Origin of the sequence: Halomonas sp. DQ26W, assembly GCF_003339685.1 — a bacterium.
Lineage (GTDB): Bacteria > Pseudomonadota > Gammaproteobacteria > Pseudomonadales > Halomonadaceae > Halomonas.
Window position 1 is genome coordinate 123,494 of the sequence record NZ_QPKI01000004.1, and the last position, 18,572, is coordinate 142,065.

The following is an 18,572-nucleotide window of genomic DNA, read 5'->3' on the forward strand; positions in this document are numbered from 1 at the left end:
GTACACATGTGTCAATTATATATTCACCGCTGTATAAGGCGGGCGATGAAGGCTATCTTGCGACGAGGCTTGTCGCGACGCTTCTCACCCCCCGCGGAATGCCGATACGCCGCCCGGCGACTGCTGGCCAGGCGTCCGGCTTGGCCCAGGGCAGGGCGGCGATGGCCTCGGTCACCGGTTCCGGAAACGCCGCCGAGCGGCCCCTCTGCCGGTCGATGCCCATCAGCATCTGCTCGCTGGTGGCCAGCTGCTCGCCCTGGTCATCGCGCATCGAGAAGAACACATGCAGCCGCTTGGCGTCGCGGTCCAGCAGGGTGATGTCTACGGCCAGCAGCTGGCCCTCGTGGGCTTCGCGTCGATAGCAGAGGTGGGTTTCCAGGGTATAGATCGTCAGACCGTGTTGCGTCCGACCCTTTTCGTCGAGGCCGATACCGTCCATCAGCGCCTCCACCGCCAGGGAGAAGACCCTGGCGTATTCGGCGTCGTTCATATGGCCGTTATAGTCGACCCACTCGGGGGCGACTCGCGTTTCCAGTAGTACCATTCCATTTCTCCCTCGGCCGGTGTCGTCGATGGCACGGTATTTTCTGTGCAGATCGAGGCGTTCCGACTACGTAAAAATCACTCTGTAAAAAATGCAACTACCGATAGTCAAAATAGCGCTGAAAGCCTCTCGCCGTGCGAGGCTGGCATTATTGACTAAGGTATGGGAGAAGACTAACAGGGCTTTGGCCCAACAAACGCTCGATTGAGGAATAACAAGATGCTACTCAAGAAGACCTTACTGGCTAGCGCCGTGATTGGTGCCATGCTGGCAACAGCCGCCAATGCAGAGACCCTGCGTTGGACACGCTCCGCGGACAGTCTGACCATGGACCCCCACTCCCAGAACGAGGGGCCGACCCACTCGGTCAACCACCAGATCTTCGACACCCTGCTCTATCAGGACATGGACGTGGAGTACCAGCCGGGCCTGGCGACTGAATGGCACGTCAAGGAAGGCGCGCCCACCGTCTGGGTGTTCAAGATCCGCGAGGGCGTAACCTTCCATGAGGGGCAGTCACTGACCGCCGATGACGTGGCGTTCTCGCTCAATCGCGCTCGCCACGAGCATGCCGACATGCGCGGCCTGCTGACTTCTATCTCCGAGGTCCGTGCGACCGACGACTACACCGTCGAAGTGGAAACCCACGAACCCAATCCGCTGCTGCCCAATAACCTCACCAACCTGTTCATCATGAGCCGTGAATGGGCCGAGGAGCACGGCGTCGAGGAGCCGCAGAACTATGCGGCGGGCGAAGAGACCCATGCCGTGCGCAATGCCAACGGTACCGGCCCCTTCCGCGTCGAGAGTCGCGAGCCCGATGTACGTACTGTGTTCGTGCGTAATGATGAGTACTGGGGTATCGACCATTACCCGCTGGAAATTTCTCGCCTGGTGTTCACACCGATCGAGTCGGCTTCCACTCGTGTGGCGGCGCTACTTTCCGGTGAGGTCGACTTCCTGCAGGAGACCCCGGTTCAGGATATCGAGCGCCTGGGTAATGCCCCGGGCCTCAAGAACGAGCAGGGCGCCGAGAACCGCACCATCTTCTTGGGCATGCAGATGGGGGCGGCAACCCTGGAGACCGCCGATACCGATGACAACCCCTTCGCCGATCGCCGCGTGCGTGAGGCAATCAACCTGGCGGTGGATGCCAACACGATCCAGGTGGCGGTGATGCGTGGTAACTCCGAGCCCGCCGGCATGATCGCTCCGCCCTTCGTCAACGGCTACAGCGAAGAGATGGACGAGGTGCTGCCTGCCGACCTCGACCGCGCCCAGGAGCTGATGGCAGAGGCCGGCTACGGCTACGGCTTCCGCGTCACCCTGCAGTGCCCCAACGACCGCTACGTCAACGACGAGCAGATCTGCCAGGCGGTGGTCAGCATGCTGGCCCGCATCGGTATCACCGTGGACCTGGTGGCCCAGACCCGCTCGCTGCATTTCGCCGAGCTGGCTCGCGGCGAGTATGATTTCTACATGCTCGGCTGGGGTGTGCCCACCATGGACTCCGAGTACGTCTTCAACTATCTCTACCACACCAAGGAGGACGACCGCGGCACCTGGAACTTCACCGGCTACTCCGATGAGCGGGTCGACGAGCTGACTGTGGGCATGGCCCAGGAGACAAACCAGGATACGCGCAACGAGATGATCTCCGAAGCCTGGCAGATCGTGCACGACGAGATCGTCTATATTCCGATCCACCACCAGATGCTGACCTGGTCGATGCGCGACGATATCGACTTCAAGGTGCAGAGCGAGAATACCCCGCACTTCAAATATCTTCGCTTCAATCAGTAAGTCTGACTAGGCACGACCCCTGGCCGTCAAAAGCGGCCAGGGGTATCGTCGTTATTTGGTGATCCCATGCTAGCGTTTCTGATTCAGCGCGTACTGCAGGCCATCTTCGTGATGTTCGTTGTCGCGCTCATTTCGTTCTCGCTGTTCCACTACGTCGGCGATCCGGTGCTCAACATGCTTGGGCAAGAGGCCACCGAGGCCGACCGCGCCGAACTTCGGGCACGCCTGGGCCTCGACCAACCAGTGGTGGTGCAGTTCTACCGGTTTATCGTCAATGCCGCCCAGTTCGAGTTCGGCATCTCCTACCGCTCGGCGCGGCCCGTAACCGACCTGATCATGGAGCGGCTACCCGCCACCCTGGAATTGGCTATCATCTCGGCAATTTTTGCCGTGGTCATGGGCATTGTGTTGGGCATCTATACCGCCCTGCGCCGCCGCAGCTGGCTGTCGCGTTTCATCATGACCGCCTCGCTGATCGGCGTGTCACTGCCTACCTTCCTGATTGGTGTATTGCTGATCTATCTATTCGCCGTGGAGCTGGGCTGGCTGCCGGCCTTCGGGCGTGGCCAGACCGTGCGCATTGGCGACTGGTGGACCACCGGCCTGCTGACGACGAGTGGGCTGCGTTCGCTGATCCTGCCGGCGATCACCCTGGGGTTGTTCCAACTGACCCTGATCATGCGCCTGGTGCGTGCGGAAATGCTCGAGGTGCTCAGCACCGACTACATCAAGTTCGCCCGGGCCCGGGGGCTTTCGAATCGGGTGGTCAACCTGCGCCACGCGCTGAAGAACACGCTGATCCCGGTCATCACCATCATCGGCCTGCAGCTCGGCACCATCATCGCCTTCGCCATCATCACCGAGACGGTGTTCCAGTGGCCCGGTGTCGGTGCGCTGTTCATCACCGCCGTGCGCTTCGTCGATGTGCCGGTGATGGCTGCCTACCTGATGATGATCGCGCTGGTGTTCGTCATCATCAATCTGGTGGTGGACCTGCTCTACTACGCCGTCGATCCGCGCCTGCGCGCGCCGGGAGGTGGCAAATGAGCCAGGAACTCCAGCGCGCCGACCCGACCCCGGTGGTGGCCAAGCCGCCGGGCAAGCTGCGCACCTTCCTCGACAGCGATATCGTCCATTCCTGGAAGAACCAGCCGGTGGTCATCGTGGCCACCCTGGTGACGCTGATCATGTTCGCCGCGGCACTGTTTGCGCCCTGGATCGCGCCGCAGAACCCCTTCGATCCGCGCCAGCTGGAGCTGATCGACGCCTTCACGCCGCCGCTGACGACGTCGGACTTCACCGGCAACTTCTACCTGCTGGGCAGCGACAGCCAGGGGCGGGACGTCTTCTCGGCGATTCTCTACGGCTCGCGCATCTCATTGCTGGTGGGCTTCGCGGCGGTGATCTTCGCCCTGGCGCTGGGTACCGCCCTGGGGCTGATGGCGGGCTTCCGCGGCGGCTGGCGCGATGCCCTGATCATGCGCATCGCCGACGTGCAACTGACTTTCCCTTCGATCCTCATGGCACTGCTGATCTTCGGCGTGATCCGCGGCTTCCTGCCGCGATCGATGCACGCCGAGGTGGCGATCATCGTGCTGATCATCGCCATCGGGCTCTCCGACTGGGTGCAGTACGCCAGGGCGGTGCGCGGGGCGACCATGGTGGAGAAGAACAAGGAGTACGTGCAGGCGGCCCGGGTGATCGGCCTGCCGGCGCGCAAGCTGCTGTTCCAGCACATCCTGCCTAACGTGATGCGACCGGTGCTGGTCATCGGCACCATCGGCCTGGCGCTGGCGATTATCGCCGAGGCCACGCTGTCGTTCCTGGGGGTCGGCATGCCGGCCACCCAGCCGAGCCTGGGGACCCTGATCCGGGTCGGACAGGATTACATGTTCTCGGGAGAGTGGTGGATCCTGCTCTTCCCCGGGGTGGCGCTGCTGATGCTGGCGCTCTCCGTCAACCTGCTGGGAGATTGGTTGCGTGACATCCTCAACCCCAAGCTCCGATAAGAAAGGCGCCGCTACCCATGCCGGCCCAGGTGAACAGAGTGGCCAGTCGCCGAGCCACAAGCTCGACGATGCGACGTTTCAGCAAAAACCGGTACTCAGCGTGCGCCATATGCGGGTGGAGTTTCCCACCCGACACGGCACCCTGGTGGCGCTGGACGATGTCTCCTTCGATATCGCCCCCGGCGAGGTGCTGGGCGTGGTGGGCGAATCCGGTGCCGGCAAGTCGATGACCGGTAACGCCGTGATTCAGCTGCTGGAACCGCCGGGCCGTATCGCCGAGGGCGAAGTCTATCTCTCCGGCAAGCGCATCGACGACCTGGCGGAGGAGGACTTCGTGCCGCTGCGCGGTCGCCATATCGGCATGATCTTCCAGGACCCGCTGACCAGCCTCAATCCGCTGTTCTCGATCGGCGACCAGCTGATCGAGACCATCCGCACGCACCTGCCGATGAACGAGAAGCAGGCTCGCGAGGAGGCGTTGAAGTTGCTGCGGGAGGTGGGCATCCCCGCGGCGGAAGAGCGGCTTAACAGCTACCCTCACCAGTTCTCCGGTGGTATGCGCCAGCGCGTGGTGATCGCCCTGGCGCTGGCGGCGCGGCCCGAGTTCATCATCGCCGACGAGCCCACCACGGCGCTGGACGTCTCGGTGCAGGCGCAGATACTCGCCCTGCTCAAGCGGCTCTGCGCCGACCACGGCACCGCGGTGATGCTGGTCACCCATGACATGGGGGTGATCGCCGAAACCGCCGATCGCGTGGCGGTGATGTATGCCGGCCGCCTGATCGAGATTGGCCCCGTGGAGGAGGTGATTCGCAGCCCCCAGCACCCCTACACCAAGGGCTTGATGGCCTCGATTCCGGGTATCGTTAAGAGGCTCGACCGGCTCTACCAGATCGAAGGCTCCATGCCGCGACTGGCGGCCATCCCCCTGGGTTGCCCCTTCAACCCGCGTTGTCCCCATGCCCAGGATCGCTGCCGCACGGAACGGCCCGACCTGATGCCGGCGGGGGCCGGCCAGGCCGCCTGCTGGCTGCACGACCCCGTCGACCCGCTACCCAGGCTCGATGAGAACGACACACAGGAGCATGCTCATGTGCGCTGACACGGCCATCAAGCAGCAGCCGTCACCGGCGAGTGGCGACATCCTTCTGGAGGCGCGGGACCTGGCGCGTCATTTCGACGTCTCCAAGCCCTGGCTCAACCGGGTGCTGGAGCGCAGCGAGAAGCTGTCGCTCAAGGCGGTGGACGGGGTGAGTTTCTCCATCCGCCGCGGCGAGACCGTCGCCTTGGTCGGCGAGTCCGGCTGCGGCAAGTCCACGGTGGCCCGGCTGGTGGTGGGGCTGTACGGCCTGACCCGGGGTAGCCTCGTCTTCGACGGCGAGGACATCAGCGACCTGTCCCAACGAACCGGCCGCCAGGCGGCCAGCCTGCGCAAGCGCTTTCAGATGATCTTCCAGGACCCCTACGCCAGCCTAAATCCGCTCTGGCGCGTGGGCACCATCATCGGCGAACCGCTGCGCTTCTTCCGCCCCGAGATGAGCAGCACCGATCGCCGCCGCCGGGTGGGCGAGCTGCTCGAACAGGTGGGTATGTCCCCCATGGATGCGCTGCGTTACCCCCACGAGTTCTCCGGTGGTCAGCGTCAGCGCATCTCTATCGCCCGGGCGCTCTCCAACGAACCGGAGTTCATGATCTGCGACGAGCCCACCTCGGCGCTGGACGTCTCGGTGCAGGCGCAGATCCTCAACCTGATGCGCGACCTGCAGGACGAGTATGGCCTGACCTACCTGTTCATCAGCCACGACATGGCAGTGGTCAAGCACATGTCCGACCGTATCGCGGTGATGTACCTGGGACGCATCGCCGAGATCTCCCCCTCCGACCAGCTCTTCGCCAATCCGCACCACCCCTACTCGAAGATGCTGCTGGCGGCAGTGCCTTCGCTGGAAGGGGTCGGCAAGGAGCGCACCATGATTCAGGGCGAGGTGCCCAACCCGGTACATCCCCCCTCGGGCTGTGCCTTCCATCCGCGCTGCCCCCATGCCAACGCGCGCTGCAAGGCCGAAGTGCCGCTGCTGATCGCCCGCGACGACGGCAGCGAAGTGGCCTGCCACGCCGTCGAGGAGGGGCGCATCGAGTGAGACGCCGCGACTGATGCTGGCGCTGCTTTCGCCGCTGTCGGGCGGGCTCAACCTGGGGCTGGTGGCGCTGTCGGCACTGACCTCGGCGCTCTCCGCCGTGGCCGGTATCGGCGGGGGCACGCTGCTGATCATCGTCATGGCCCAGGTGATGCCGGCCACGGCGCTGATTCCGGTACACGGCATGGTCCAGCTCGGCTCCAACGGTGGCCGCGCGGTGATGACCCGGCGTCATGTCCGGATGCCCGTGATTGCCGCCTTCCTGCCCGGGGTGGTCGTGGGTGCGCTGGTGGCGGCCTGGCTCCTGGTGCGCCTGCCGCCAGGCGTACTGGAACTCTGCATCGCCGCCTTCGTGCTCTACTCCTGCTGGGGACCGGGTTTGCCTCAGCGGGCGGTAGGGCGCACGGGTACCGTGGTCGCCGGTGCGGTGACCACGCTGCTCTCCAGCCTGGTGGGGGCCAGCGGCCCACTGGTGGCCTCCTTCATCAAGCAGGGCATCGCCGAGCGGCTGCCGCGGGTGGCCACCTTCGCCACCTGCATGACGCTGCAGCATCTCACCAAGGCCTTCGTCTTCGGCTTCGCCGGCTTCGTCTTCCGCGACTGGCTCTGGCTGATCCTGGCCATGGTGGCGGCCGGTGTGGTGGGCACCTGGGCGGGGCTGCGGCTACTGCATCGCGTGACCGATCATCGCTTCGATTTCTTCTTCAAGTGGACCCTCTCCCTGCTCGCCCTGCGGCTGATCTGGCTGGGGGTGGAGCGGTTGTTGGGGGTAGGCTGAAGGTCAGGCTTATCCGGGAGCCTGAGTACCGCACCTGCGCCGATGGAAGAGCACAGCGCATCGCTCGTGCGGAGAAGGGAGTCTGTCATGAAACGCGTCACGGGTTCACTGCTATTGAGCTTGCTGCTGTTGACCGGCTGTGCCGGCCTGGGATAGCCACGGGACGGTGCGATTGAACTGGTGCCGGGTCGACCCTACGAGGTCATGACGCCAGGGCATCGCTATTTCACCTTTACCCTGGAGGCTCCCGCCCGCGTGGTGCTCGAAAGTCATACCTTTCCAGGGGGATACGGGTAGGGTATCTCCCGCAGGGCAGTTATAGTGGACCATAGGGTCCACTATATAGTCGCTGGCCGGACGACCCGGAATATCGCGGCTATATCATGGAAAAGTGGCAGGAGCCCTTCGGTGACAGGCTCCTAGGAGCGGGTCTTCATCGGCCAGCATTTGGACGAATTGCGCATACGCCAGGCCCTGGACGAGTGCCTCGTCAGCGAGACAGAGCTGCTGGCTGGAAAGCGGGCCTGCGATTTCTGAACTGCACCCCGGATCCTTTTTCCACATGGGAGTGAGATTTGGTGGAAGAGCGAAAGTGGGTGGGAAACTCCTTGCGTTGAATCATAAAACGGTATGCCGCCTGGAAACATCGCTTTTCTGGCTGTAAGGCGGACGTTTACTGTCCATACTGGAGCAAGGCCTGCTAAAAAGGCCACTGGGAACAACCAAGGGAATTAGAGGTGTCTGCCATGTCCTCCGCCTACCGACACTACCTCGGGGTAGCCGTATTTGTGCTGCTGGCCAGCCTTCTGCTGCTGACAGCGAAATCGGCCCAGGCCAATCCGCGCTATGCAGCTATCGTGATCGACGTCGAGAGTGGGGACATCCTGCACGCAGCGAACCCCGATGCGACCCGTTATCCGGCGTCACTGACCAAGATGATGACGCTCTACATACTGTTCGAGGCCATCGAGGACGGCAGGCTGAATCTTTATTCGCCGCTGCCAGTCTCCAGCTATGCAGCCTCCAGGCAGGCTTCTAAGCTCTATGTCAGGGCAGGTTCGACCCTTCCGGTTGAGACCGCCATCCAGGCGCTGGTGATCCGTTCCGCGAATGATGTGGCGGTGGTGGTGGCCGAGGCGCTAGGCGGTAGCGAGGCAAACTTCGGCCGCATGATGACCGACAAGGCTCGGCAATTGGGTATGCCTCGCACCACTTTTCGCAACCCCAATGGCCTGCCTGATGCCGGTCAGACCACTACCGCACGCGACATGGCCACCTTGTCGATTCGGCTGATGCAGGACTTTCCCCAGTACTATCATTACTTCTCCCAGACCCGGTTCACCTGGAATGGCCAGACCATCACCGGTCACAACCGTCTGCTCGGCAGCTATCCCGGGGCCGATGGCATGAAGACCGGCTTCATTCGCGCTTCGGGCTTCAATGTGGCCACTTCGGCGGTGCGTGACGGGCGCCGCCTGGTGTCGGTGGTGATGGGTGGCTTTACCGCGGCCTCGCGCGATGCCCATATGGCCGATTTGCTCGATCGTGGCTATGTACGGCTCAATATGCTGCATCAGGGCGACTGGATCGCTCAGGCGGAAATGTTTGGCGACAGAATGCCGCTGCCACAGTCACCGCCATCACCGGTGCCCGCCGTTCAGGTGGCAAGCGCCGGACAGGCGTCCGCGGTGACGCTGAATGCCGCCCTGCAGGCCAGTCCCTCCGAGCCGCGCGCCTCCACCTTCGGGAGCCACCAAGCCGAGATAGGCTCCGCCGATGATCCGATCCGCGACCTGATCGCGCGGTCGGACTCGCGGCGGGTGGGCGGCGCCTGGGCCGTGCAGGTCGGAGCGTTCAACAATGCCGACCAGGCTCGCAGCCTGGCATCACGAGCGGCCGACCAGTTGGCCAGCCAACTGCACGACGTGCGCGTCTCGGTGGCCGAGTCCCAGGACGAGCAGCGTGTCTTCCGCGCCCGGCTGATCGACCTGCAGGAGAAGGATGCTCGTAGCGCCTGCCAGCGCCTGCGCTCCCAGGGTATGGATTGCATGGTTGTGGCCCAAAACTGAGCGTAACTACTGTCCGACCGTACTGACGCTCCGCCGATGCGGGGCGTCAGTCGTTTGAGCCTGGCTATCCATATCGAGCCCTTACAGCGCCTAGAGGCTCGAGTGAGAAGCAGACACAATGGCGATGGATCTGGCGGAGATGCCTGCTGGTGTCGAAGGTGCTCAGCCGGGATCCAGTGCCAGCCCACCGGCCGAGTCGCCTCCAACTCTGCCCGCACGCAGTCGGAAAGTGTCGGGTCGAGTCTGCGGATTATCACTGCCAGGGAGATTTGCTCCTCGAATATGCGCCGCAGTACCGAGACATCGTCGCCAAGAACACAGTGGTGCGGTGCGACCGGAAGAAGCAGGGCTTGGAGACGAGGGTAGCAGCGATGACGACATCGGCTTGCCGCCATCGCCCCGAGCTATTAGGTTGGTAACAATAAGCCCCGTCGTCCCTTCCGGTCGGCGGGGTGGTTTTTTGGGCTGCCAGGGTTGGCAAGGGGGGAGATCGCCATGACGCCGTCGTTGAAGGGCATTTTGTGCATGTGTGCGGGCGTGCTGTGCCTGGCGATTGGCGATGCCATCGCCAAATGGCTGGGCGAGGTGCACTCGCCGGTGCAGATCATCTTCTTCCGTACCCTGGTCTCGCTGCCGCTGATCGCCGTGCTGGCCTACTACGGTGGTGGGCTCACCAAGCTGCGTACCCGTCGCCCTGGAGTGCATCTGGTGCGCGGCCTGATCTACACCGGCACCATGTTCTTCTTCGTGCTCGGTCTGACGCTGCTGCCTCTGGCCGAGGCGACCGCCATCGCTTTCGTCGCCCCGCTGTTCGTCACGCTGCTTTCGGTACCGTTGCTGGGTGAGAAGATCGATCCTCCTGTGTTGGCGGCGTCCCTGCTGGGCTTTTTGGGGGTGCTGGTGGTCGTGCGCCCCGGCGGCGACGCCTTTCATCCGGGGGCGCTGGCACTGTTGGCGGCGGCCGTCTTCTACGCGCTGATGATGATCACCGCGCGGCGTTACGGTGCCCGTGAGCACCTCTGGGCGATGGTTTTTTACATGACCCTGGTGCCACTGGTGCTTACGGCGTTGGTGCTACCCTGGGTGTGGCAGACGCCTCACCCGTGGCATTGGCTGGGCTTCCTGGGGGCGGGGATCATCGGCGTGGGGGCGACAGCCTTCATCACGTTGGCATTTCGTTTCGCTCCGGCGGCCATTGCTGCGCCTTTCGACTACACGGCTATGCTCTGGGCGGTACTGCTAGGCTGGTGGTTCTGGGGCGAAATGCCGGATGTCTGGGTCTTCGTGGGCAGTACGCTGATCATCGGCAGCGGCCTGGTGATCGCCTATCACGATCGCCGCACGACGTTGAAACGCCGTCCGACCTCCTGATCAGCTTTAGGCACGATTCAACCGCCAGCGCCGCCAGTGGCGCGCAATCAGGCCGTGTCTGGGTGCCGCCAGCAGGGCGATGAAGAATAGGCCCGAGGCCACCAACACGATGGCGCCGCCCGAGGCGATATCCAGCGATACCGAGAGCATGAGTCCCACGATGGCGGATAGCACGCCGACGCCGACCGAAATGACCAGCATGGTAGGGAAGCGGTCAGTCAGCAGGTGGGCCGTGGCGCCGGGAGTGATCAGCATCGCCACCACCAGGATGATACCCACGGTTTCCAGGCTGGCGACGATGGTCAAGGTCAGCAGCAGAATCAGCCCATAGTGGATGATGCTGGTATTGAAGCCCAGCGCCTGGGCCTGCTGCGGGTCGAAGGTGTAGAGCAGCAATGGGCGGTAGGCGAGCCAGATCGCCAGCACGGCCACCAGGCTGGCCACCAGTGTCAGTATCAGCGCCGTTGTCTGCACGCCAAGCACGTTGCCGAAGAGGATATGCATCAGGTGGGTGCTGGTGGCGATCTTGCTGATGATCACGATGCCTAGCGCGAAAGCGGCGGTGAACATCAGGCCCATGGCGGCATCCGCCTTGATACGGGTATGGCGTTCCAGCGCGCCGATGCCTAGCGAGGTCAGCGCGCCGGTGATGAAGGCGCCGATGAAGAACGGCCAGCCCAGCAGGTAGGCGATGGCTACGCCGGGCAGCACCGCATGGGAGATGGCGTCACCCAGCAGCGACCAGCGCTTGAGTACCACGTAGCAGGAGAGCAGCCCGCAGATCGCCCCCACCAGTACCGAGGTGAGCAGGGCGCGCTGCATGAAGCGGTACTCGAAGGGAGCCGCCAGGGGTTCTGGCAGCAGATTGACCGCCATCATCAGCAGGGCAATCAAGGCGTCGATGACGCCGGTGGCCAGGGCTTCAAGCGGCAACACGCACGCCTCCGTGCCTGGCGTCGGGCGCACCTACCGCCAGGCGAGCCAGCATGGTGTCGCTGAGCATCTCGCCAGGGGATCCCATGCCGATCAGGGTGCGGTTGATCAGCAGTACGTTGTCGGCATAGCGTCGCGCGCTTGGCATGTCATGGGTCACCATGATGACGGTGCGCCCGTTGCTGCGCTCACGCTCGAGTGTGGCGAGAATCAACGCTTCGCTGGGTGGGTCGACCCCGGCCAAGGGTTCGTCGAGCAGCAGGATCCTGGCTTTCTGAGCCAGGGCGCGAGCCAGCATCACGCGCTTCTTCTGGCCGCCGGAGAGCTCACCGATGGGGCGCGCTGCATGGTCGGCCATGTCGACGGCCTCGAGGGCGGCTTCCACGGCCTGCCGATGGCTGGGGTTGGCCCAGTAGCGCGGCATAAGACGCTGCCACAGCGGATCCTGGCGTATCAGGCCGTAGCGGCCGGTCAGCACCGTCTCGCGCACCGAAATGGGAAAGTCCCACTCCATGTTCTCCTGCTGGGCCATGTAGGCGATGTTGCCGGCACGGCGCTGTGCGGCAGGGCTCTCGCCGAGGATCCGCAGTTCGCCGCGCAGCGGCGCGAGACTGCCGATGACCAGATTCAGCAGACTCGATTTACCGGCGCCGTTGGGGCCAACGATGGCTGTCCATTGACCTTGTGGCAGCGTCAAGGTGATGTCCTCCAGCACGGGCTGCTGGTGGTAGGCCGCATAGAGACGGCTTGCTTGAAGCGCCGGAACTGTATCAGTCATGTCCACCACCCAGGGTGTCGCGCAGCAGCCGGACGTTGTGGCGCAGCATGCTGGCATAATCCGGTGCGTCGCCGTCCGGCTCGCTGAGGGAGTCGACGTAGAGGGGGCCGGCGATCGCCACCTGGGTTTCGTCGGCCACGCTGCGCACGTGGCGATCGGAGATGGTGCTTTCCCAGAAGAGGGCGGCCGGCTGTTTCTCCTCGATCAGGTCGACGATGCGCATGATCTGGCGCGGCGAGCCCTCTTCCTCGGCGTTGGTGCCCCAGATGCCGTCATGCTCGAAGCCGAAGGCATCAGCGAAATAGACGAAGGCCGCTTCACTGGTGATAAGCAGACGCTGTTCTTCGGGAATGGTCGCGAGGGCTTCGGTCAACTCGTCGAACAGTGAGAGCAACGACTCTCCCAGCGACTCGGCGCGTGCCTGGAAAGCCTCGGCAGCCTCGGGTCGCGCCTCGGCGAAGGTTTCAGCGATCACCTGGACGTATGCGGCGGCGGCGCGCGGGTCCATCCACAGGTGCGGGTCGACTTCGCCGGCGTAATCGCCGGTCGCGATCGGTTGGGTGGGATAGCCGCTCTGCTCCGCCAGGGCGACCACCGGCACGCCGTCAAGCACCGTGGCATTGACCTGGCTCATCCACTGCTCGAGGCCGTAGCCGTTATAGAACACCAAGTCGGCCTCTTCGAGCGTGATGAAGTTGCTCGGAACCAGCTCCCATTCATGCACCTCCGCACCAATCGGGGTCAGCACGTCGACCTGGGCATCCTTGCCGGCTACCTTGCTGACCAGGTCACCAATCACGGAAAAAGTGGCGGCCACTTTGAGCGGCGGTTCCTCGGCCTGGGTGGTGGTCGACAACACTGTGATCGACAACGCTAACGCAAGGGCGCTGAGGCGCTTGAAACCTCTGGGGGCCGTCATCGGGCACTCTCCTCTGGTGGCTGACCGCTGATAGTCAGTTGTTACGTTTTGGCGAGTTTGTGAGCGCATAGCTACTATTTTAGCCAAGGTTAACTTATTAGGTAGTAGTAAATCTCTATCGGGCTCTTGTTGCTGCCCTATGAGCAGATTGGCTATATTGGCGCGATGACCGACTTCCCGAACGATGTGACACCGGATCGCCTTTGCAAGGCGGATGCCCTGCCGCCCAGCGACCAACATGCGCGGCAGTACGCTGCCGTGCGCAGTGCCCATGAAACCGAGCTACTCGAGGATTACGTAGAGCTGATCGCTGACCTGCTCCAGCATCAGGGTGAGGCGCGCTCGACGGATGTCGCGGCGCGAATGGGGGTCAGTCAGGCCACGGTGTCAAAGACGGTGGCCCGGTTGAAGAGCCTGGAGTTGGTCTCCAGCAAGCCCTATCGCTCGCTGTTTCTCACCGAGAAGGGCGAGGCGATGGCGGCCATGTCGCATCAGCGTCATGCCATCGTGCTGAAGTTTCTGCGTGCCTTGGGCGTCAGCGATCACACGGCGAGAATCGATGCCGAGGGCATGGAACACCACGCCAGCCAGGAAACCCTGGATATCATGCAGCGTTTTTCGCGAGAGCAGGAGCGTGGGAGTTCCTGAGTCGGTGAAGCGTGTAGCTACCAGCCGGACGGCGATCGGTTTTCAAACGTCGAAGAACGTTCGCGCAGCCGCTTCCGGGTCCGGCTGGCCGCAGATCGCCGAAATCACCGCGGCCCCCCGGGCGCCGGCCGCGCGCACCCGTGCCGCATGTTCGGCCTGAAGCCCGCCGATGGCCACCGCCGGCAGCGGGCTTGCCGCGACCAGCGTGGCCAGTCCGTCGAAGCCCAGCGGCCGCGCATGGTTCTGCTTCGTTCCGGTGGCGAAGACCGGCCCCAGGCCCAGATAGTCCAGCGGGCCCGGGTCCAGCCGTGCCATCTGCTCGAAGTTCTGCACCGAGAGCCCAAGAATGGCCTGTTCGCCCATCGCCTGGCGCGCCAGGGCCACGTCGCCATCGTCCTGGCCTAGGTGGAGACCATCCGCCTCGCTGGCGAGCGCCACGTCCAGCCGGTCATTGACGATCAGCGGCACGCCGCTGCCGGCCAATGCGGTCTTCAGGCGCCGCGCCTGGTCGATCAGCGCGTCGTCGCTGGCGTGCTTGTCGCGCAATTGCACCAGTGTCACGCCACCGCGTACCGCGGCCACCACGGTTTCCACCAGGCCATGGCGGGCGCAAAGTCGGGGGTCGGTTACCAGATAGAGGGAAAGGTCGACTCGCATAGGCTCACCGGAAAGAGTTGTCGGGCCTCGATCATACCTGCCCGCAGCCATGGCGTCAGGGGGCGGGGCTTGCCGCGCCCAGGAAGCGATCCTGCCAGTAGTCGACGTCCAGCGGTACGCTGACGACCTGGCGACCCCGTCCCGGGGCATGGATCATCTGGCCGTTGCCGCGATAGATGCCGACATGGGTGGCCTTGCGTCGATCGCCGAAGAACAGCAGGTCGCCCGGGCGTGCCCGGCGGGCCTCTGGCAGGCTACGAAATTGATCGTCGGCGGTGCGAGGCACTGAGATTCCGGCGGCACGATAGGCGAACTCGACGAGCCCGGAGCAGTCGAGTCCTCCCGGAGAATTGCCGCCGAAGCGATAAGGGGTCCCCAATGCCCCCTCTGCCGTAGCCAGTATCAGGGCTCTCTCGATGGACACGTCTTCGTCTGGTCTTGGGTCATGGGTCGCCAGGTCACGGCTGGCGCAGCCGGCAAGCAGGCTGAGCAGCGCAAGGTAGGCAAAAAGACGCCAGGTAGTGGGCCGGTTGGGCATGTCTTTTGCTCCTGCTCAGTGGTCATGCCACTACATTAGCTTTTGCCGCCGATCATCTCGCCGCCATACTGGTCTGACCAGGTCAGCACCCCATAGGTCAGGCCGGCTTCTGCTAGCAGGTCGCGGATCTCGCCGGTGCCCATGAAGGTCCGGGTGTGCCCCTGGCAATCGGATAGCGTCGCGACCCCGTTGACGTGGTGTAGGCGCACCGTATAGATGCCGTCCTGGGACTCCACCTCGATGAGGGGGGGGTGAAGCCGTTGGCCACGGCCCTGGTGAGCTGCTTGTGGGTGAGGTGGTCACCAATGGTCAAGTCGGTGTTGGGCATGGTGTTATCTCTTTGGAGGCAATCGTACAATAAGAGTAGGATTTTGTGGCCGCTTTTTCCAAATAATCCCGTCGGCTGGTCGGCACGGGTCATCCTGCCGTCCGTTTGTTGTACAGTTCTTATGCATTGAGGCGCTGGGAGTGTCTCGCGGCTGGAAATATCCCGGTCAGGGCATCATTATTCCGGAAGGGAACCTACCGCGACCCAGCTAGCGATAAAGGAGAGTGGCCATGAACTTCAAGGGTGAGCAGCACCCCGGTGTCAAGATGCCTACGGGAGACTCCCTCGGTTTTCGTCTCAACCACACCATGCTGCGGGTCAAGGACCCGGAACGGTCACTGGCTTTCTACACCCGTGTCTTCGGCATGAGCGTACTGCGTCGTCTCGACTTCGAGGAGCTGGGCTTCTCGCTCTATTTCCTGGCCAGGCTGGAAGAGGAGGAGCATGTGCCGGAGGAGAAAGGCGAACGGACCGTCTGGACCTTCAGCCAGAAAGGCCTGCTGGAACTGACCCATAACTGGGGCACCGAGGATCAGGCCGATTTCGCCTACCATGACGGCAATGCCGAACCCCAGGGCTTCGGTCATATCTGTTTTTCGGTGCCCAACCTCGATGCCGCCGAGGCCTGGTTCGATGCCAATGACGTCGAGTTCATCAAGCGTTCGGACCAGGGCAAGATGAAGGACGTGGTCTTCGTCAAGGACGCGGACGGCTACTGGATCGAGGTGGTCCAGGCCGACCGGCTGGCCGGCCTGGGTGAGACACCGCTGGATAAGTGAGCGCGCACTCAAGCGAAGGCGTAGACATCCATGGTCAGCACCCCTTGCTCCACGCTGTGATGCAGCCGCCTGGCCTGCCCCCCGGCGCCCATGGCTACCAGCAGCGGCAGGAAATGTTCCGGCGTGGGGTGGTTGCGCCTCGCCTGTGGCGCTAGCTCCCACTCCTGCAGGGCGTCGCGATCACCGGCTTCGAGGCGGAAGTGAATCCAGTCGACGAATTGGCTGACCCACTCGGGCGTTGGGACCTGCCCGGCCTGCATCTCGGCCAGGTTGTGGGTCAGGCTGCCCGAGCCGATCACCAGTACGCCGTCGCATCTCGCCCCGGCCAGCTTCCCGCCCAGCTCGACCAGCTGTTGGTTCGACCACTCGACCGGTAGCGACAGCGAGACGACGGGAATATCGGCCTCCGGGAACATCAGCGAGAGCGGCACCCAGGCACCATGGTCGAGGCCGCGCTCGGTGGGCACGGCATTGAGTTCCCGGGCGAATCGCCTGGCCAGTTCGGGCTCGCCCGGTGCGGGGTACTGGCAGTCGAACAGCGCCTGGGGGAAGCCACCGAAGTCGTGGATGGTCTCGGGCCGGGGGCTCGTGCTCACCATCAACTGGCGGGTGGTCCAGTGGGCCGACACCACCAGGATGGCTTCGGGGCGCAACGCCCGCCCCAGCTCGCGCAGGAAGTCGTGGGCCGGCCCCGGTGTCAGGGCCAGCATCGGGGAGCCGTGGGAAATGAAGAGGCTGGGTTGCATGGTGTTCTCCTCGCGGCATGGCGCCGACGGGCGACGCCATGCGAATGACGTTCAAGCGGTTGACGATCAGGCGAAGCGACGGCTGACGACGAGGCTACCGCTCCCCAGGCCGGCCTGCACCAGCAGTGCGACGGCCCAGAACACAGGATACTCCCAGCCGCCACCCGGGTTGGAGAAGACCCAGCCATTGCCGGCATGCACCCAGGCGGCGCCGATCAGCACCGGAATCAATGCCAGGCTCACCCAACGCGTATAGACGCCGAACAGCAGGGCCAGGCCACCGCCGATCTCGGCGAAGATGGTCAGGTAGGCGATGAAACCGGGCAGGTCGAGGGATTCGAAATAGCCGACGGTGCCGGGCACGGTGAAGACGAACACCTTGAGCAGGCCGTGGGCCAGGGTCATGATGCCGAGCGACACCCGCAGCAGGGCGGTGGCATGGGCCTGGATTGCCTGCTGGGAGCCGCTGAGCGGCGCGCTGTAAGACGGCGTGGTATGAGACGGCGTGTTGTGAGAATGAGTGGCTTGCATGGAAAGACTCCGTGTTGTGTCAGGGGATGCCTGTCACTCTATGCTGCCCTTTCCCCGGGATAATCATCGCTTGACGAACAACATCATTGCGCAATGGGCGACAATCCAATCTCCCGCTCCCACTCGGGTGGGTCGCCCCAGGCCTCGGCCAGGAAGTCGAGCAGCCGCTCGACCTTGGCCGGCAGGTGGCGCCGCGCGGGGTAGACCCCGTGGATGCCTATCGTCACTGTCGCCTCGTCGACCAGCAGCGGCACCAGGCGCCCACGCTGGATGCTTTCGGTGACCAGAAAACTTGGCTGATGGGCGATGCCGAGCCCGGCCTCGGCGGCCTGGGTCAGCACGTCGCCGTTGTTGCTCTCCAGGGGGCCGTGCACCATCAGTCGCTGCCCACCGAACTGCCACTCGCTACCGTTGGCCGTGCGATAACGCAGGCAGCGATGATCGGCCAGCTCCGCCAGCGTGCGCGGCTCGCCGTAGCGTGCCAGGTACTCCGGCGAGGCGCACAGCAGCAGGCGGCAGCGGGCCAGGCGGCGGGCGACCAGGCTGGAATCGGGCAGCTCGCCGATGCGAATCGCCAGGTCGTAGCCCTCCTTCAGCAGGTCCACGCGGCGGTCGTTGAGGTCGAGGCGCACCTGCAGCGCGGGGTGCGCCAGCATGAAGCGTGTGATCGGTGGCGACAGGAAGCGCGTGCCGAATGACATCGGGCCGTTGACGCGCAGCCGGCCGCAGACCTCAGTGCTGCCGGCGCCCAGCTCGGCCTCGGCGTCTGACAGCGCCTGCAGGATGCCCTGGGCGTGGGCCAGGTAGCTCTCGCCGGCCTCGGTGAAATGCAGGCGCCGGGTCGTGCGTTGCAGCAGTCGTACGCCCAGGTGGCTCTCGAGTTCCATGATCAGCCGCGAGACCCGCGTGTGCGACAGGTCCAGCGCCTCCGCCGCGCGGGTGTAACTGCCGAGTTCGGCGACGCGCACGTAGGCGCTCATGGCGTCCAGCAGGTTCATGGTCT

20 protein-coding genes are annotated in these 18,572 nt (G+C 64.0%); 10 read left to right on the forward strand and 10 right to left on the reverse strand.

Annotated features, from left to right (window positions below; genetic code table 11):
* Positions 1–52: 52 nt before the first annotated feature.
* A complete protein-coding gene (locus DU490_RS03445; protein WP_114572942.1) occupies positions 53–544 on the reverse strand; it encodes a thioesterase family protein in 492 nt (163 codons plus the stop codon).
* 219 nt (positions 545–763) lie between these two features.
* Between DU490_RS03445 and DU490_RS03450 the strand changes: the two genes are divergently transcribed.
* The 8 genes from DU490_RS03450 to DU490_RS03490 all read left to right on the forward strand — a co-directional run bounded on the left by DU490_RS03450 (position 764) and on the right by DU490_RS03490 (position 10,712).
* Complete coding sequence (locus DU490_RS03450; RefSeq protein WP_114572943.1) at positions 764–2,347, forward strand: ABC transporter substrate-binding protein; 1,584 nt, start codon at positions 764–766, stop codon at positions 2,345–2,347.
* Between the two features lie 66 nt (positions 2,348–2,413).
* Positions 2,414–3,394, forward strand: coding sequence for an ABC transporter permease (locus DU490_RS03455; protein WP_114572944.1), 981 nt, complete (start codon positions 2,414–2,416; stop codon positions 3,392–3,394).
* Positions 3,391–4,356 carry an ABC transporter permease gene (locus tag DU490_RS03460; RefSeq protein ID WP_114572945.1) on the forward strand — a complete coding sequence of 322 codons (966 nt, stop codon included), beginning with the start codon at positions 3,391–3,393 and terminating at the stop codon, positions 4,354–4,356. The genes DU490_RS03455 and DU490_RS03460 overlap by 4 nt, the downstream gene beginning before the upstream one ends.
* Positions 4,328–5,458: an ABC transporter ATP-binding protein gene (locus DU490_RS03465; protein WP_258801219.1), complete on the forward strand. Its 1,131-nt coding sequence runs from the start codon at positions 4,328–4,330 to the stop codon at positions 5,456–5,458. The genes DU490_RS03460 and DU490_RS03465 overlap by 29 nt, the downstream gene beginning before the upstream one ends.
* Complete coding sequence (locus DU490_RS03470) at positions 5,448–6,497, forward strand: ABC transporter ATP-binding protein (RefSeq protein ID WP_114572947.1); 1,050 nt, start codon at positions 5,448–5,450, stop codon at positions 6,495–6,497. The genes DU490_RS03465 and DU490_RS03470 overlap by 11 nt, the downstream gene beginning before the upstream one ends.
* Before the next feature lie 13 nt (positions 6,498–6,510).
* Positions 6,511–7,272 carry a sulfite exporter TauE/SafE family protein gene (locus DU490_RS03475; RefSeq protein ID WP_114572948.1) on the forward strand — a complete coding sequence of 254 codons (762 nt, stop codon included), beginning with the start codon at positions 6,511–6,513 and terminating at the stop codon, positions 7,270–7,272.
* A gap of 746 nt (positions 7,273–8,018) precedes the next feature.
* Positions 8,019–9,341 carry a serine hydrolase gene (locus tag DU490_RS03485; protein ID WP_114572949.1) on the forward strand — a complete coding sequence of 441 codons (1,323 nt, stop codon included), beginning with the start codon at positions 8,019–8,021 and terminating at the stop codon, positions 9,339–9,341.
* Positions 9,342–9,836: 495 nt separating this feature from the next.
* Positions 9,837–10,712 carry a DMT family transporter gene (locus DU490_RS03490; protein WP_114572950.1) on the forward strand — a complete coding sequence of 292 codons (876 nt, stop codon included), beginning with the start codon at positions 9,837–9,839 and terminating at the stop codon, positions 10,710–10,712.
* A 6-nt stretch (positions 10,713–10,718) separates the two neighbouring features.
* On the opposite strand, the gene DU490_RS03495 is transcribed toward DU490_RS03490, so the two are convergent.
* The 3 genes from DU490_RS03495 to DU490_RS03505 are packed head-to-tail and all read right to left on the reverse strand — an operon-like array spanning position 10,719 to position 13,342.
* The gene (locus tag DU490_RS03495) at positions 10,719–11,591 is read right to left on the reverse strand and encodes a metal ABC transporter permease (RefSeq protein ID WP_404872828.1); all 873 of its coding nucleotides are present in this window, start codon (positions 11,589–11,591) and stop codon (positions 10,719–10,721) included.
* Positions 11,592–11,634: 43 nt separating this feature from the next.
* A complete protein-coding gene (locus DU490_RS03500; protein WP_114572952.1) occupies positions 11,635–12,423 on the reverse strand; it encodes a metal ABC transporter ATP-binding protein in 789 nt (262 codons plus the stop codon).
* Positions 12,416–13,342, reverse strand: coding sequence for a metal ABC transporter solute-binding protein, Zn/Mn family (locus DU490_RS03505; protein ID WP_114572953.1), 927 nt, complete (start codon positions 13,340–13,342; stop codon positions 12,416–12,418). Before DU490_RS03505 ends, DU490_RS03500 begins: the two co-directional genes overlap by 8 nt.
* Positions 13,343–13,507: 165 nt before the next feature.
* Here DU490_RS03505 and mntR point away from each other — a divergent pair, with 165 nt between their 5' ends.
* The gene (gene mntR, locus DU490_RS03510) at positions 13,508–13,990 is read left to right on the forward strand and encodes a manganese-binding transcriptional regulator MntR (RefSeq protein ID WP_114572987.1); all 483 of its coding nucleotides are present in this window, start codon (positions 13,508–13,510) and stop codon (positions 13,988–13,990) included.
* Between the two features lie 42 nt (positions 13,991–14,032).
* Here the strand turns inward: mntR and thiE are convergent, their stop codons facing one another.
* The 3 genes from thiE to DU490_RS17405 are packed head-to-tail and all read right to left on the reverse strand — an operon-like array spanning position 14,033 to position 15,394.
* Complete coding sequence (gene thiE / locus DU490_RS03515; RefSeq protein ID WP_114572954.1) at positions 14,033–14,647, reverse strand: thiamine phosphate synthase; 615 nt, start codon at positions 14,645–14,647, stop codon at positions 14,033–14,035.
* 55 nt (positions 14,648–14,702) lie between these two features.
* Entirely contained in the window at positions 14,703–15,185 is a 483-nt protein-coding gene (locus DU490_RS03520; protein WP_114572955.1) for a C40 family peptidase, read from the reverse strand.
* Between the two features lie 35 nt (positions 15,186–15,220).
* Positions 15,221–15,394, reverse strand: a complete 174-nt coding sequence (locus DU490_RS17405) for a hypothetical protein (RefSeq protein WP_258801224.1) — start codon at positions 15,392–15,394, stop codon at positions 15,221–15,223.
* Positions 15,395–15,743: 349 nt separating this feature from the next.
* On the opposite strand from DU490_RS17405, the gene gloA reads away from it, so the two are divergent.
* Positions 15,744–16,292 (forward strand): lactoylglutathione lyase, encoded by a 549-nt coding sequence (gene gloA, locus DU490_RS03530; RefSeq protein WP_114572956.1) that lies wholly within the window; start codon positions 15,744–15,746, stop codon positions 16,290–16,292.
* An 8-nt stretch (positions 16,293–16,300) separates the two neighbouring features.
* Here gloA and DU490_RS03535 read toward each other — a convergent pair whose 3' ends face one another.
* The 3 genes from DU490_RS03535 to DU490_RS03545 form a co-directional block, all read right to left on the reverse strand.
* Positions 16,301–17,038, reverse strand: a complete 738-nt coding sequence (locus DU490_RS03535; protein ID WP_114572957.1) for a dioxygenase — start codon at positions 17,036–17,038, stop codon at positions 16,301–16,303.
* Positions 17,039–17,104: 66 nt separating this feature from the next.
* Positions 17,105–17,569, reverse strand: coding sequence for a DoxX family protein (locus DU490_RS03540; protein ID WP_114572958.1), 465 nt, complete (start codon positions 17,567–17,569; stop codon positions 17,105–17,107).
* A gap of 83 nt (positions 17,570–17,652) precedes the next feature.
* Positions 17,653–18,567: a LysR family transcriptional regulator gene (locus tag DU490_RS03545; protein ID WP_114572959.1), complete on the reverse strand. Its 915-nt coding sequence runs from the start codon at positions 18,565–18,567 to the stop codon at positions 17,653–17,655.
* Between the last annotated feature and the right edge of the window lie 5 nt (positions 18,568–18,572).

Bases quoted from the DNA above. Each gene is read 5' to 3' on its own strand.
- DU490_RS03475 (WP_114572948.1), top strand. From the start codon at position 6,511: ATGCTGGCGCTGCTTTCGCCGCTGTCGGGCGGGCTCAACCTGGGGCTG.
- DU490_RS03540 (WP_114572958.1), bottom strand. From the start codon at position 17,569: ATGCAAGCCACTCATTCTCACAACACGCCGTCTCATACCACGCCGTCT.
- DU490_RS03545 (WP_114572959.1), bottom strand. From the start codon at position 18,567: ATGAACCTGCTGGACGCCATGAGCGCCTACGTGCGCGTCGCCGAACTC.
- DU490_RS03500 (WP_114572952.1), bottom strand. From the start codon at position 12,423: ATGACTGATACAGTTCCGGCGCTTCAAGCAAGCCGTCTCTATGCGGCC.
- DU490_RS03485 (WP_114572949.1), top strand. From the start codon at position 8,019: ATGTCCTCCGCCTACCGACACTACCTCGGGGTAGCCGTATTTGTGCTG.
- DU490_RS03520 (WP_114572955.1), bottom strand. From the start codon at position 15,185: ATGCCCAACCGGCCCACTACCTGGCGTCTTTTTGCCTACCTTGCGCTG.
- gloA (WP_114572956.1), top strand. From the start codon at position 15,744: ATGAACTTCAAGGGTGAGCAGCACCCCGGTGTCAAGATGCCTACGGGA.
- DU490_RS03455 (WP_114572944.1), top strand. From the start codon at position 2,414: ATGCTAGCGTTTCTGATTCAGCGCGTACTGCAGGCCATCTTCGTGATG.
- DU490_RS03495 (WP_404872828.1), bottom strand. From the start codon at position 11,591: ATGATGGCGGTCAATCTGCTGCCAGAACCCCTGGCGGCTCCCTTCGAG.
- DU490_RS03535 (WP_114572957.1), bottom strand. From the start codon at position 17,038: ATGCAACCCAGCCTCTTCATTTCCCACGGCTCCCCGATGCTGGCCCTG.
- DU490_RS03445 (WP_114572942.1), bottom strand. From the start codon at position 544: ATGGTACTACTGGAAACGCGAGTCGCCCCCGAGTGGGTCGACTATAAC.
- DU490_RS03505 (WP_114572953.1), bottom strand. From the start codon at position 13,342: ATGACGGCCCCCAGAGGTTTCAAGCGCCTCAGCGCCCTTGCGTTAGCG.
- mntR (WP_114572987.1), top strand. From the start codon at position 13,508: ATGACCGACTTCCCGAACGATGTGACACCGGATCGCCTTTGCAAGGCG.
- thiE (WP_114572954.1), bottom strand. From the start codon at position 14,647: ATGCGAGTCGACCTTTCCCTCTATCTGGTAACCGACCCCCGACTTTGC.
- DU490_RS03490 (WP_114572950.1), top strand. From the start codon at position 9,837: ATGACGCCGTCGTTGAAGGGCATTTTGTGCATGTGTGCGGGCGTGCTG.
- DU490_RS03450 (WP_114572943.1), top strand. From the start codon at position 764: ATGCTACTCAAGAAGACCTTACTGGCTAGCGCCGTGATTGGTGCCATG.
- DU490_RS03470 (WP_114572947.1), top strand. From the start codon at position 5,448: ATGTGCGCTGACACGGCCATCAAGCAGCAGCCGTCACCGGCGAGTGGC.
- DU490_RS03460 (WP_114572945.1), top strand. From the start codon at position 3,391: ATGAGCCAGGAACTCCAGCGCGCCGACCCGACCCCGGTGGTGGCCAAG.